This window comes from Shewanella sp. H8 (assembly GCF_040285065.1).
Lineage (GTDB): Bacteria > Pseudomonadota > Gammaproteobacteria > Enterobacterales > Shewanellaceae > Shewanella > Shewanella polaris.
On record NZ_CP157213.1, the window covers coordinates 3,157,348 to 3,170,742 of the forward strand.

Here is a 13,395-nt window from a genome sequence, read left to right on the forward strand (position 1 = left end):
GTTAGAATCGTTTTCCAATGAAAGAGGGAATTTATGAAGCAACGCTACACGTTAACCTTGGCCCACATTAATGATACCCATTCCAATTTTGAACCCAGTCCAGTTCAGTTTAGTCTCGAGAATCAACAACAAATCTATACCCTCGAAGCGCATTCTGGTGGTTACGCGCGTTTAGGTTATCAAATTGAACAAGCTAGACAACAAGCAATAGCCAAACAATCACCTTTTCTTTTTTTACATGGCGGTGATAGTTTTCAAGGCACTTTGTACTTTAGAGAATTTAAAGGTGCAGCCAACGCCCATTTACTTAACTTGCTAAAACCTGATGCTATGGTGCTCGGTAATCACGAAGTCGATGCCGGTAACAGCCCTGTTCAAGCCTTTCTAAACCGTATCGATTTTCCGGTATTAGCAGGTAATATGGATTTAAGCCAGGAAGACCGCCATAAAGCAGGCCGACTTTATGGCCATCCAATGCTGTACGATTTTGATGACTCTACTGAAACGGCCAAAGTGTTAATTAAACCATTTCATGACACTAAAATAGCAATAATTGGTATCACATTAGACCAAATGCGCTTAATTGCTAGACCCGATCCCGATACCCACTTTGTTAACGCCATAGAAACGACACAACGAACAATACAACGTTTGCAACAACAAGGTATTTATCACATTGTTGTACTCAGCCATTTAGGCTTAGATCAAGACCGGGAGCTCGCGTCAAAAGTTGATGGAATAAGCTTAATTGTAGGCGGGCACTCACATACACTTCAAGGTGAACTAAGTGATATAGGTTGGAGTAATATTCCGTATGCCGAAACAATCAATTCAACCCCCATTTTGCATGCAGGGAAATACGCAGAAACCATTGGTTTAGCGGATATATGTTTTGACCAGAACGGTAATGTTATCGAATTGTTAGGCAACAATTATTTTATGATCGATGACCAAATTACAGTAACGACTAAAGAAGGTAACACCACCGACAGCACTACCGCAGCAAAATTAGTAACACAACTTTTTGCTCATCCCTGTATTAAAGATGCACAATATGATGAAGTTATTCACTCTGTCATTCATACTCAATATAGACCATCTTTAGATGCGATAGAAAACCAAATTCTTGCTCATATTCCACGCGACTTTGTCCATACTCGCTTACCGAGTAAGCACTTACCCCATGGTAGTGAAATTGCACCTTGGGTAAGTCGAAGTATGTATAAAGCCGCTAAAAATATTGAACCCGCTATCGATTTTGCATTACATAATGCGGGTGGTGTTAGGCAGTCATTACACAAAGGTCAATTATCATTAGCTGATGTTGTGGGCCGAATTTTGCCATTTGAACTGCCACTGACCTTGTATAAGATTCAGGGTAAATATGTTATCGAAGCATTAGAGTCATCGATAAACTCCGCAACCAATAATGGCATAATGGGCACTGGCGCAGGTAGTTTCCCCTACCCTTATGGTTTGCGTTATTTTTATGATGGCAAGCAAGCTAAAGGTCTGCGGATCACTCAAATTGAAATCTACAAACAAGATCAATGGCAACCACTACAACCGAACCAATTATACCTAGGCGTATCAAGCTCTTATACTGCAGCAGGCAAAGAAGGATATGGAGCATTACTCCATGCCCATTGGCAGCAACCCATTAACAACCAAACATTACCAGAAGCTTTTATCGATTTTGTCAGTCAACATGGGCGTGTTATTGATGGACTACTGTTTGCAAACGTCAATTATATTAGCCATCATGATTAAACGATAAATTCATACCTTTTAACACTTAACAACCAACTGCTAACACCTATCAGCTGAAAGACAACAATAATTCGCGGTAGATCACAGACCACGATAAGCAGAGATGGTTAAATAGTGCAAACGTAAAATTTATTTGTTTGTTAACAACTCTTTTTAGGCAAAATAGGAATACATACATGAAAGCTAAATTAATTGCATTTGCTGCCGCTGCCACCTTGGCTTTAGGTGTTTCTTCTGCATGGGCTCAAGGCGCTTTACACCAAGCTGAAGTTCTCGACACCATGAATAGCGGTGGTTATACCTATGTTCAACTTAAAGAAGCTAACGAAACATATTGGGCTGCGGGTCCACAAACTGAAGTAAGCAAAGGCGACAAAGTAGAAGTTTCTGAACAAATGTGGATGAATAACTTTAAAAGCTCTAGCCTAAACAGAACATTTGATAAAATCATGTTTGTAGGCAATATTGATAAAAAATAGTTCGTTTTATTGATAAAACCTTACATAATTGACCAATCTTAGCGATTGGTCTTTTTTTTATGAACAACTCAATCAAACAATCAAAGCACATTGTTGATTTTTCTGCGTCATATGCAATTCAAATCAGTCAGTTATATCACACTGCGGTACAAGGTATTGTTCACCCAAGATATCCAAAACTCAAACTCAACGTATGGTCATCGGCACCACGTTCAGCTAAATTCTGGCAACAACAATACAAGCGAAATAAAGCATGGGTAATGCTAGACAACCAACAGGTGATCGGTTTTATTAGTTTAGAAACCCATTTTAAATACCGAGGCTACATCGACTGCCTATATGTGCATCCCAACTATCAGCACCAAGGCGTAGCCAGCGCACTCTACAAACACTTACAACACTGGGCACTACAACAGCAATATCCGAACCTAACAGTTGATGCATCATATTTATCCAAAGCGTTATTTGAAAAAATGGGCTTTACTGAGCAACATACAAACTATCAACAAAAACGCGGGCAAATGTTCACCAGTTTCTACATGAAAAAAATATTAACAACCTAGATACTAGGGCTGACTTCGTTCTCAAGATCCTATAAAAGCGTCAACAGCCTTGTAAAACGATACCGTTAATTTTAAATGTCTTATTCTACACTCCAGTAAAGACTAGCGACAAAGCCAATCTAGTATATTCACAATCGAAGCCTTCGCTTATTACCAATATTTCCCCTTGCTTACCATTATTACCGTTTCAACAAGGGTTGTAGCATTTCTTCTAATCCATTGAGCTTCACTTCATACATCAATGCCAATTGCTCACCGAGTTTCCCCTCAGGAAAACCTTTTGAATGAAACCAAACTAAGTAAGGTTCAGGTAACTGTAATAATTTACGGCCAGCATATTTACCAAATGGCATGGTTTGATTAATCGCCTCTAACAATTGCTGCTCATTCATTATCTATGGTTCCCAACATTTTATGTTCACTATTGTCATTGTAACTGGCCGTAGAGGCTTCACCAAGAGACAATCATATTTGTAATGAGTCGTTGTTGAACCTATACAAATGTAAATTATGAATACTGCAAAGATTCATTGTTTACATACCGATAATAATTTAGTTATCGCTAAAGCTTGAATTTGTTTAATAACCGCCCCATTAATCATTACATACCTAATAAATACAAAAGACGGTGATTCAGGCCTGTAACTTAGACAATGAATAATCATTGATGATCATAATTTTAAGCCCCTCTTCGACTATCAGGAAACTTCTATGATCGCGATTGTAATTTTGCTCGTTCTATCGATAACAGCCGTAGGATGGATTACCAGTAGTCAATGGCGCCTGAACCGTCAACGTAACATTGTCACCAGCCAACCATTCCCCACACTATGGCGCAATATATTAAAAAAACGCTTTCCCTACTTCAAAGCCATGCCGACGGATTTGCAGCTTCAACTAAAAAAGCATATTCAAGTATTTATTAATGAGAAACAATTTGTCGGTTGTGACGGATTCGAAATAAATGACGAAGTCAAAGTCACCATCGCGGCCCAAGCCTGTTTATTATTACTCAACCGTAAAACCGATTATTACCCTAAGTTAAAGCAAGTTTTAGTCTACCCAGCTGCATTTATTGTTAAACAAAACCGAACTGATCTCGCGGGGGTACAGTCATCTCAACGTAATGTCCTATTAGGTGAGTCTTGGGAATACGGTAAAGTGGTATTGTCATGGAACAGCACAGTAGAAGGTGCTGCAGATCCATTTGATGGCAGTAATGTTGTCATACATGAATTCGCTCACCAACTTGATCAAGAAGATGGTACGGCAAATGGTGCTCCACCTTTACGAGACATCACTTCATATCGTTCATGGTCTACCACCTTGGGGCAAGAATTTAAGCAATTACAGTATTGCGCTCAGCAGCATATCCCGTCATTATTCAACTATTATGGTGCGACCAATCCTGCTGAGTTTTTTGCTGTGATCAGTGAAACATTTTTTGAACGCCCAGTGGACTTTTACCAACAGCACCAACAATTATATAAAGAATTGAGCCAATTTTATCAGCTAGACCCCATAAATTGGCATTAAAATACTAAGTAAAATAATCAAATTAAAACAATCGAACATTATGTTAAAAAGGATATTATGCAATCAATTATTCACCGACTCGGGTTTATTGCCGTGTTAATGACGACTGTGGCAGCCTTTGACTTGCACGCAATCGAAGCTGAAGAATCAACAACTGAGCAAAATAACAAACAAGTGAGTCAACAAGTCAGCTCCGAAAGTGAAGCGGTGATTAAAGACATCAGTCAGAAAAGTGAGTTAATTGACAACCAAGGCTTATCTGAAGCTGACAGCCAAGCCGTCAATGCATTATTAAACCAATTACACGAAAGCGCTGCCGCCGCTGACTGGACCACTTATTTTAGCCTTTACCACCCTCAAGCGGTATTTATTGGCACAGATCAATCAGAACGTTGGAACATGGTTGAGTTTGAGGGCTACGCTAAACCCACCAAGGGTTGGCATTACGATGTGAAATCACGTCACTTGTTACAAATTGACGATACTATCGTGTTTGACGAACAACTTTATAGCCCTTCTTATGGTGTTAGTCGAGGAACGGGCGCTTTAGTGCATACAGTTGATGGCTGGAAAATTGCTCAGTATCATTTAAGCTTCCCAATTCCTAACGATAAAGCGAAGCGAATTACCAGTTTAATTATGCAATAGTGGTTAACGGATATAAGGTAGCCATTGCCGATATATAATGGCTACCCTTTTTTGAAGATCGAACCACTAACCATTGTTGCTAAGATTAACCATCATTACATCTTGTTCAGTAGCATCCCTACTTTATCCATCTAACACACACATTGGTGAGCTCATTTAAGTGAGTCAAACGATATCAATTATCCTATTTAAATAAAACCAGAACTTTATCTACCTGACATAGAACAACCCTAATAATTTATAGTTTACTGAGTGTGGAAATAATAAAATTTCATTTGTAAAAAGAGTCTAAAACAGGAGTTTTGCATAAATTATGCGGTGTATTGTTGCAAAAACTCTTTTTGTCCAATAAGTAAATCAATAGAGAACTATCAAGTTAAATCAACAAAGTTTGGTTTGATAGCCAAACTCCATTGACCATCAAAAATACTTAGCTGTAATCATTTATGGATCGATGTTGTAACCATCGCCATAAAGTTCCGATTTAATATCGTTAATCTTCCTTTTAAATGAACATTCACCGCAATGCCAGAACTCATAATATAAAATAAATTTATTATGAATAATAGTTGCTGTGTTAAGCATGTTTCGCTCAAATTTAAACGAAAAAAAAACGGCTCACAAGAGCCGCAATCACAAATTTGTGGTTGTAAAAGCTTACGGGCAGGAAGTACCCAAATAATCAAGATCAACTACTAAGCATTACTTATAATCAATTATATTTGGATAAAAAACCCGCACGACCTGTAGGTGAGCCGTACGGGTGACAACAGTCACAAAGTGACCGAACTTTTTAAAACGGTTGAGCTAACGACTAAAACTGTTCTTCTTCAGTAGAACCCGTTAGTGCTGTTACTGACGATTTACCACCTTGAATACACGTTGTTACTTGATCGAAGTAACCAGTACCCACTTCTTGCTGATGCGACACGAAAGTATAACCTTTCTTAGCTGCAGCAAATTCAAGTTCCTGTACTTTCTCAACATAGTGCTTCATACCTTCACCACGAGCATAGTCATAGGCTAAATCAAACATGTTGTACCACATGTTATGAATGCCCGCTAACGTGATGAACTGGTACTTATAGCCCATGTTAGATAGCTCTTGTTGGAACTTAGCAATCGTAGCGTCATCCAAATTCTTCTTCCAGTTAAACGAAGGAGAACAGTTGTACGCTAACAGTTGGTCTGGGTACTGTGCATGAATTGCATCAGCAAATACCTTCGCTTCTTCGAGACAAGGCTTAGCTGTTTCACACCAAATCAAGTCTGCATAAGGGGCATAAGCAAGGCCACGTGAAATAGCTTGGTCAATACCTGCGTTAACACGATAGAAACCTTCGTTAGTACGTTCACCAGTAACAAACTCACGGTCATATTCATCACAATCTGAAGTCATCAAATCTGCAGCATTAGCATCGGTACGTGCAATAACCAAGGTATCAACACCGCTTACATCGGCAGCTAAACGTGCAGCGACTAACTTTTGTACTGCTTCTTGAGTTGGTACTAGAACTTTACCGCCCATGTGACCACACTTTTTAACAGACGCTAATTGATCTTCAAAGTGAACACCAGCAGCACCAGCATCAATCATCGACTTCATCAGTTCAAAGGCATTCAATACACCACCAAAACCAGCTTCAGCATCTGCAACGATTGGTAGGAAATAGTCAGTATAATTGTCATCACCAGGATTAACTTCTTTACCCCATTGGATCTGGTCAGCACGGCGGAAAGAGTTATTAATACGGCTCACGACGGCTGGTACTGAGTTAGCAGGATAAAGAGATTGGTCTGGATACATAGTGCCCGCTAGGTTAGCGTCTGCAGCAACCTGCCAGCCTGATAAGTAAATAGCTTCAATACCCGCTTTTGCTTGCTGTACAGCTTGACCACCAGTCAATGCGCCAAGTGAGTTAACGTAGCCTTTTTTAGCTCCGCCATTAACCAATTTCCACAATCTTGCAGCCCCAAGCTTCGCAATTGTGTTTTCAGGTACAACAGAACCACGTAATGCCACAACTTCTTCAGCAGTAAATGGACGTTTAACACCTTTCCAACGTGGATTTTCAGCCCAATCTTTCTTAATTGCATCAACCTGTTGCTGACGAGTTAGTTGTGTAGTCATAGTATTACTCCTTCCAGATTAATAAGTTGGCAAAGTAAAAGTGATTAACCTTACCAAATATATTTTTCTATAATAAATATATAGTTAACTTGCTATTCAGCGGTCAACAATTCATAACCTGGTAATGTTAAGAAATCGACTAACTCATCTGAGGTAGTAATTTGTTCAAATAACGCTGCCGCTTTAGTGAATTGGCCAGCTTCAAAACGCTCAGTACCGAGCTCTTTTTTTACGTTGGCCGTTTCTTCTTTTAACATCTGTTTAAATAATTCTTTAGTGACAAGTTTGCCATTTGATAAGCTCTTGCCATGTTTGATCCACTGCCAAATAGAAGTGCGAGATATTTCTGCCGTAGCAGCATCTTCCATCAATCCGTAAATCGGTACGCAACCATTACCTTGGATCCACGCTTCGATGTATTGCAAAGCAATACGGATATTCAAACGCATGCCTTCTTCAGTTCGCTCACCCTCACAAGGCTCAAGTAACTCACTGGCTAAAATAGGTGCATCAACATCACGAGTAATATGCAATTGATTTGTTCTGCCGCCGCCAATGTAATCATTAAAGATTTTCATTGCAGTATCAGCTAAACCAGGATGAGCAACCCAAGTACCATCGTGGCCATTGCGAGCTTCCAACTCTTTATCGCCACGCACCTTTTGCAATACTAGCTCGTTAGTGGCTTCATCTTTAGCAGGAATAAATGCCGCCATGCCACCCATAGCTAATGCACCACGTTTATGACAAGTCTTAATCAGTAAGCGAGAATAGGCGCTTAAAAACTTGGTATCCATGGTCACTGCCTGACGATCAGGTAACACGCGATCTGGATAGTTCTTTAAGGTTTTGATGTAGCTGAAAATATAATCCCAACGGCCACAGTTCAATGCGACAATATTTGAACGAAGCTCATATAAGATTTCTTCCATTTCAAATACTGCAGGCAAGGTTTCAATTAAACAGGTACATTTAATTGTGCCGGGCTCCAAACAAAAACGCTCTTCAGCAAAAGCAAATACTTTTGCCCACCAACGCGCTTCTAGATGGCTTTCTAACTTAGGAATATAAAAATAAGGTCCTGAATTCTTAACTAACAATTGGCGATAGTTATGATAAAAATACATTGCGAAATCAACTAAACCCCCAGGGATCGGTTGACCTTTGTATTCGATGTGCTTTTCAATGAGATGCAAACCACGAACACGAGCAATTAATACTGCAGGATCAGGGTTAAGTGAATAATGCTTACCTGTTTCTGGCGCTGTAAAATCAATATCACCGCGCACTGCATCACGAAGGTTAATTTGTCCTTCGACAATTTTCTGCCAACTCGGCGCCAAAGAGTCTTCAAAATCAGCCATAAAGACTTTTACGTTGGCATTTAATGCATTGATAATCATTTTGCGATCCACTGGACCGGTAATTTCAACACGTCTGTCAGTTAAATCCGCAGGTATACCTCGAATGGTCCAATTACCATCTCGTATAGCGCGGGTTTCAGGTAAAAAATCAGGTAATTCACCATTATCAATACGAGCTTGCTTTTGCTTACGCTGCTTTAACAGCTTAGGCACCTCATCTGCAAACTTGGCACATAAAGAATCAAGGAAAGCCACTGCGCCATCGTTAAACACTTCATCTTGCCCATTAATAGCGGGGCCGATAAAGGTAAGATCGGTTTTAACCGAATCATCAGCATTTGCTGTGGACTTACTGTATTGAGCTACCAATTGTTCTGCCGTCATAATAATGGCTCCCTTAATGCTGTCTGTTTTGATGCTAATTGTCTTGCTTCATTAATGAATTTTGTTATCAATTACTATTCGTCTCACTCTCATTTATCCGTAAAGCTTAATGTCTCTGCTTAAACAATGAATGCGTTTAATGAGTTCAAATAATCAGTTAACGATTGATACTCAAGTGAAGTTAACGGTTATCACCTAAAACTTTCAAATGTCTGTTTCGTACTAAAAACTAACCAAAAACGTTTGTAATTGCAACAGTTATCAGTTTACCAAATGACTCAAACACCATTGATGACGATCACATAAATTGGTCGTACCAAGATAAGGATAAAACCATAGGCAATTGTAAAATAACAATAAAATATGAAACACCTTATTATAAAAAAACGATAACTTAAATTCATCTTACCAATTTACCAACACATTAAAATGGTAAAAACAGTTGTAATAAAAAAACATATTGTAACCATAAGTTTACTAAACTTTGGTCTATATTATTGAATTAAACAATTTAATAACGTTTTGAGTTAACCTGCACGTAATCAATAAAACATCATAATAAACAGTAGATTAAGCAATCCCACCACATGGCAATATTCAAACAACCGTTTAATTATTACGTTTACGTAAACGTTAAAAATATCGAGTGTTTTAATGATTAAAATACGAGTTACGTAGGCCGATCAACAAGGTCATGTAAATTGGTTTATTTGAAAAAATAATTAAATTATTTTTCAAATAAACCAATAAATGTCATAAAGACCGACAATAAATGCGCCAAGAAGGTTTTTAGCATTAGCAACCCAGAGGCTAGGACGAGTGAGTCGTGCAGGAATGTTAAGCGGTTAGTTATGATAAATGAGATAAGGGTAATGAAGGACAACGCTAAGCCGACAGAGCAAGGGTTAACGAACTAAATACTCGCACAGATAAAGGCGGTGTTAGCAATTTTTTAAGTGTGCGCTTGTAAGCTAGCATTGGCTTTATCATAGAAGCGACCAGCAATGTTACGGAAAAAATGTGGATGAATAATTTTAAAGCTCTAGCCTAAACAGAACATTTGATAAAATCATGCTTATGAGCCTTTATATAATAAAAAAGCCTAAACACGCGAATGCTTAGGCTTGTCATGCCAGTTAAGCATTAACTCAACACAGACAATGAAGGGAATTATTTTAACTCATCGGTATAACAAGCAACGCAGTTACGCCCTATAGCCTTAGCATGATATAAGGCCATATCAGCACGATGAATTAAAGGATCGAGGCTTAAATCATCTTTACCAACGCTACTGACACCAATACTGACGGTAATGGTAAACTCATGTCCAGAAAAACGAGTATTAATGTTGGCGACAGCATTACGAACATATTCAGCAAATTCAGTTGCAACACACTCTGTTTGCTTAGGCATAAAAATAGCAAATTCTTCCCCACCCATTCTGGTAAAAATATCAGTCGGGTTCAGCATGTCACTGATCATATTAGTCACTTTCTTTAATACCCAATCACCCGTTGCATGACCGTATTGATCATTAATATGTTTAAACAAGTCTAAGTCTAATAATAATACCGAAAATGGTTCATCAAGAGTTTGGGTTTGAACAAACTGATTCTCGGCAATTTCTTGCCCTGCACGTCGATTAAGAATACCAGTTAATCCATCACGTTGAGCTTGTTTCATGAATTGATTACGTTGTAACCAAGCAGATATCAGTAACAACAATAATCCAACAGACAAACCTACAAGCAAGGTAGAGAACATGACTGACGAACTTTTCTCTTTCATAAATAAATCTTTTTGCTTCATTAGCAGCTCATGATCTTGAATTAAGCTGGTATTTTCACGATTTTTTTCAACGCTATCAAAGCGAGCCATTTGATAGGCATTTTCTTTTACTTTTTGTTCATCAAGTAATTGCTTATCAAGTGCAGAAGCAACAACTTGAAACTGATATGCTTTATCAAACTGACCTCGCTTACCTGCAATTAAAGAAAGCACTTCATTAACACGCTTTTTTACCTGCATATTACTGGGTTTATTAGGTAAAGCATTAACCAATTGCGCAAACATTTCAGCTTGCTGAAAATCATCTAAATGAAAATAAATAACGCTCAAATAAGATTGTATTTCGTTAATTTCGACTTCAAATTTAAACTTTTGATAGCGTTCTAAAGCAACAAGATAAAATGGTTCAGCTTCAGCGTATAACCCTTTATCAAACAGCACATTACCATGTCCTTTGATAGACATAATTTCTATCAATGGAAAACCATTATCTTTACAATAAAGTTGTGTATCTTTGAATAATGTTTCTGCTTGGTCAAAATGAGTTAACTTTAAATGAGCCACGGCGTGGTACAACATCAAATAACATTGATATTTAGGGTCTTTGCCTTGATTTAAATTCAATGATAATTGTGCAATCCGTAGTATCTCATCATAAGCACCAAGCTCTAAATACACATTCATTAAACGACTGTATGACTGTATTTTTATTCTAGGATCTTGGTAATTATCGATACGAGCAAGATTTTTTTCTAAAAGAAAAAAGGCTTCTTGATAGTTATTCAGTCCTATATTTGCGGTAATTTTAAATAAATAAATATTTGTCAACAGCTCCCCTCTAGGATTGAACGACAACGCTTTATTTAACACTTCATCCGCTTTAGCAAAGTCACCTAAATAAATATATTTGGCACTTATTAACCCATAGAGACGACTATGTTGTTGTGGGGTTAATGATAATTCTGAGGATAATATAGTATCAATTTTATCAATGGCAATATTGATATCTGTCTGCAATGACCGTTCAATAGAATCTAATTCGCTATCATAATCGGTGCTATCAGCATTCACCGCAAAGCTTAAAAACAGTGCGATGATAACAGAGTACAATATTTTTGAGGACAACTTCATTATTCCGTGGGGTTTACTACAAGCAAATACATGGACATTTCTTTATCACCTGACAACTTGCTAACTTTTGCTTTATCTCCAGACATTACAGCTTCAATTTCTTCTTTTGTTAATCCATTCGCCTTCATAATGCCACGAGGATCAAGCTTATATGATTCCAATAAAAGAGCGTCAGTTCCAAGCTTGGTGAAAAATGTATTCATGTTCGACATATCGTAACCTTAAATTCTAAATTATATTTTTAATTAACGACCAAAATTTACATTAATGTAATTATTCTTAGTAACAACCTTAACTTTACTGAGTCGCTCCGTCGACAAAAAAATTATAACCATTTACTTTATCGTCACTACAGACACAACACACCCTAAAAAATATTTTTATCCATAAAAACAATGCCTATTAAGCTAATATTGAATAATGTTCCTCAGTAATATCCATCCTTAGCTTATGGATAAAAAGCTGTCCTTTTAAGCATACTATGTTTTTATTACATCATTAGTGAGCAGCCATCAAGATACTTAACCAATATCTAAATCTGTTATGCCTAATTTGGCCAGCATTTCGTGGTTAAGACTCATCTTACTAGCGGGGGGGATCAATAATGTGCTAATCATCGTTAATTTAGCATCTGGTAACATGGATAGCGTCATACGCTCAATAACAGGTGATTGAAATGGCAAATTTGCTGCTTCATATATAATCACTTCATGACTAAGCGGATACCACTGATTTAAGTGTTCAACCAAAATCTGCAATTTATCTGTAGTCGTACCAAATTGAGTCAAGGTATGTTCACCTGCAAGAGCTATCTGCCATAGTAAAAGGTGCGTAGTAGGATCTGGCACATGGTTATAAAGCATTAACTGCGTAGCTTCAAAGCTTTGATGGCCACTATTTCCGGGGTCAATGCCTAAATCCGCCCACAAACAAGCTTCTGCAGAAATCCCCGGTAACATACTAGCGTTAAAACCCTCACAGCGAGCTTGTTTAATGGATAAATGCCCTACACAAGCAAATACACCAGGATGACCATATAAAGCGCATACAACTAACTTACCGAGGCGAACTTCGTCTAAGATCGCATCCACCATTTCAGCATAAGTATCACGACGATTTTTGACCTCACTTTTTTGAGCATAATAAGGTTGAAGCGAACGGACATCTATATTGAGAGACTTAAGCCAACGCTCACAAAAACCATCTGGAACAAGTGAAAAAACCACATCAGCATGCTCAATATAACTCAAACTCAATGCACCGACTTGTCCGGCAAGTTGTAATCCAGTGCCAACACAAACAAGATTGCCTTTCTTTGGGCTAGTTAATATTGTGTTCTGTGATTGCTCAATCGTCATCGTGGTTTCTTATGTTGTAATCATTACTGTTTAAAATAAAGCATATGTTCAAATAATCAAAAGCTTACGCCATTTAGTACTTGATATTTATAAGTTTTAGTTCGAGTGTTTAAATCAAACAATTGAATATCATCACATTTGAACAACATCATACCAACATTATTTATACAAGGTTGAATAAAGTTCAAAGTTTTCGATAAATATATTTGTCACACTAAAATGGAACTTAGCACGTTAAATTGA

11 protein-coding genes are annotated in these 13,395 nt (G+C 37.8%); 5 read left to right on the forward strand and 6 right to left on the reverse strand.

Annotated elements, in window-relative coordinates; genetic code table 11:
• The first annotated feature begins 33 nt into the window (after positions 1 to 33).
• From ABIS04_RS13655 to ABIS04_RS13665, 3 genes are all read left to right on the forward strand, one after another.
• A complete protein-coding gene (locus ABIS04_RS13655) occupies positions 34 to 1,770 on the forward strand; it encodes a bifunctional UDP-sugar hydrolase/5'-nucleotidase (protein ID WP_140234801.1) in 1,737 nt (578 codons plus the stop codon).
• Positions 1,771 to 1,946: 176 nt separating this feature from the next.
• Entirely contained in the window at positions 1,947 to 2,249 is a 303-nt protein-coding gene (locus ABIS04_RS13660) for an NrfJ (RefSeq protein WP_137226415.1), read from the forward strand.
• Positions 2,250 to 2,308: 59 nt separating this feature from the next.
• Positions 2,309 to 2,812, forward strand: coding sequence for a GNAT family N-acetyltransferase (locus ABIS04_RS13665; RefSeq protein WP_350431424.1), 504 nt, complete (start codon positions 2,309 to 2,311; stop codon positions 2,810 to 2,812).
• Positions 2,813 to 2,991: 179 nt separating this feature from the next.
• Here the strand turns inward: ABIS04_RS13665 and ABIS04_RS13670 are convergent, their stop codons facing one another.
• Positions 2,992 to 3,204, reverse strand: a complete 213-nt coding sequence (locus tag ABIS04_RS13670; protein WP_041413444.1) for a DUF3820 family protein — start codon at positions 3,202 to 3,204, stop codon at positions 2,992 to 2,994.
• Positions 3,205 to 3,523: 319 nt separating this feature from the next.
• Here ABIS04_RS13670 and ABIS04_RS13675 point away from each other — a divergent pair, with 319 nt between their 5' ends.
• Positions 3,524 to 4,348: a M90 family metallopeptidase gene (locus tag ABIS04_RS13675; RefSeq protein ID WP_140234803.1), complete on the forward strand. Its 825-nt coding sequence runs from the start codon at positions 3,524 to 3,526 to the stop codon at positions 4,346 to 4,348.
• 57 nt (positions 4,349 to 4,405) lie between these two features.
• A complete protein-coding gene (locus ABIS04_RS13680; protein ID WP_140234804.1) occupies positions 4,406 to 4,996 on the forward strand; it encodes a nuclear transport factor 2 family protein in 591 nt (196 codons plus the stop codon).
• Between the two features lie 814 nt (positions 4,997 to 5,810).
• Here the strand turns inward: ABIS04_RS13680 and aceA are convergent.
• The 5 genes from aceA to ABIS04_RS13705 form a co-directional block, all read right to left on the reverse strand.
• Positions 5,811 to 7,127 (reverse strand): isocitrate lyase, encoded by a 1,317-nt coding sequence (aceA, locus tag ABIS04_RS13685; RefSeq protein WP_137226408.1) that lies wholly within the window; start codon positions 7,125 to 7,127, stop codon positions 5,811 to 5,813.
• A 92-nt stretch (positions 7,128 to 7,219) separates the two neighbouring features.
• Positions 7,220 to 8,875 carry a malate synthase A gene (gene aceB, locus ABIS04_RS13690; RefSeq protein WP_350431425.1) on the reverse strand — a complete coding sequence of 552 codons (1,656 nt, stop codon included), beginning with the start codon at positions 8,873 to 8,875 and terminating at the stop codon, positions 7,220 to 7,222.
• Positions 8,876 to 10,045: 1,170 nt separating this feature from the next.
• Positions 10,046 to 11,788 carry a diguanylate cyclase gene (locus tag ABIS04_RS13695; protein WP_350431426.1) on the reverse strand — a complete coding sequence of 581 codons (1,743 nt, stop codon included), beginning with the start codon at positions 11,786 to 11,788 and terminating at the stop codon, positions 10,046 to 10,048.
• 5 nt (positions 11,789 to 11,793) lie between these two features.
• Positions 11,794 to 12,006, reverse strand: coding sequence for a hypothetical protein (locus ABIS04_RS13700; RefSeq protein WP_350431427.1), 213 nt, complete (start codon positions 12,004 to 12,006; stop codon positions 11,794 to 11,796).
• Between the two features lie 309 nt (positions 12,007 to 12,315).
• Positions 12,316 to 13,152, reverse strand: coding sequence for an SAM-dependent methyltransferase (locus ABIS04_RS13705; protein WP_350431428.1), 837 nt, complete (start codon positions 13,150 to 13,152; stop codon positions 12,316 to 12,318).
• Positions 13,153 to 13,395: the final 243 nt, after the last annotated feature.

Bases quoted from the DNA above. Each gene is read 5' to 3' on its own strand.
- ABIS04_RS13655 (WP_140234801.1), top strand. From the start codon at position 34: ATGAAGCAACGCTACACGTTAACCTTGGCCCACATTAATGATACCCAT.
- ABIS04_RS13675 (WP_140234803.1), top strand. From the start codon at position 3,524: ATGATCGCGATTGTAATTTTGCTCGTTCTATCGATAACAGCCGTAGGA.
- ABIS04_RS13660 (WP_137226415.1), top strand. From the start codon at position 1,947: ATGAAAGCTAAATTAATTGCATTTGCTGCCGCTGCCACCTTGGCTTTA.
- ABIS04_RS13680 (WP_140234804.1), top strand. From the start codon at position 4,406: ATGCAATCAATTATTCACCGACTCGGGTTTATTGCCGTGTTAATGACG.
- ABIS04_RS13700 (WP_350431427.1), bottom strand. From the start codon at position 12,006: ATGTCGAACATGAATACATTTTTCACCAAGCTTGGAACTGACGCTCTT.
- ABIS04_RS13670 (WP_041413444.1), bottom strand. From the start codon at position 3,204: ATGAATGAGCAGCAATTGTTAGAGGCGATTAATCAAACCATGCCATTT.
- aceB (WP_350431425.1), bottom strand. From the start codon at position 8,875: ATGACGGCAGAACAATTGGTAGCTCAATACAGTAAGTCCACAGCAAAT.
- ABIS04_RS13705 (WP_350431428.1), bottom strand. From the start codon at position 13,152: ATGACGATTGAGCAATCACAGAACACAATATTAACTAGCCCAAAGAAA.
- ABIS04_RS13665 (WP_350431424.1), top strand. From the start codon at position 2,309: ATGAACAACTCAATCAAACAATCAAAGCACATTGTTGATTTTTCTGCG.
- aceA (WP_137226408.1), bottom strand. From the start codon at position 7,127: ATGACTACACAACTAACTCGTCAGCAACAGGTTGATGCAATTAAGAAA.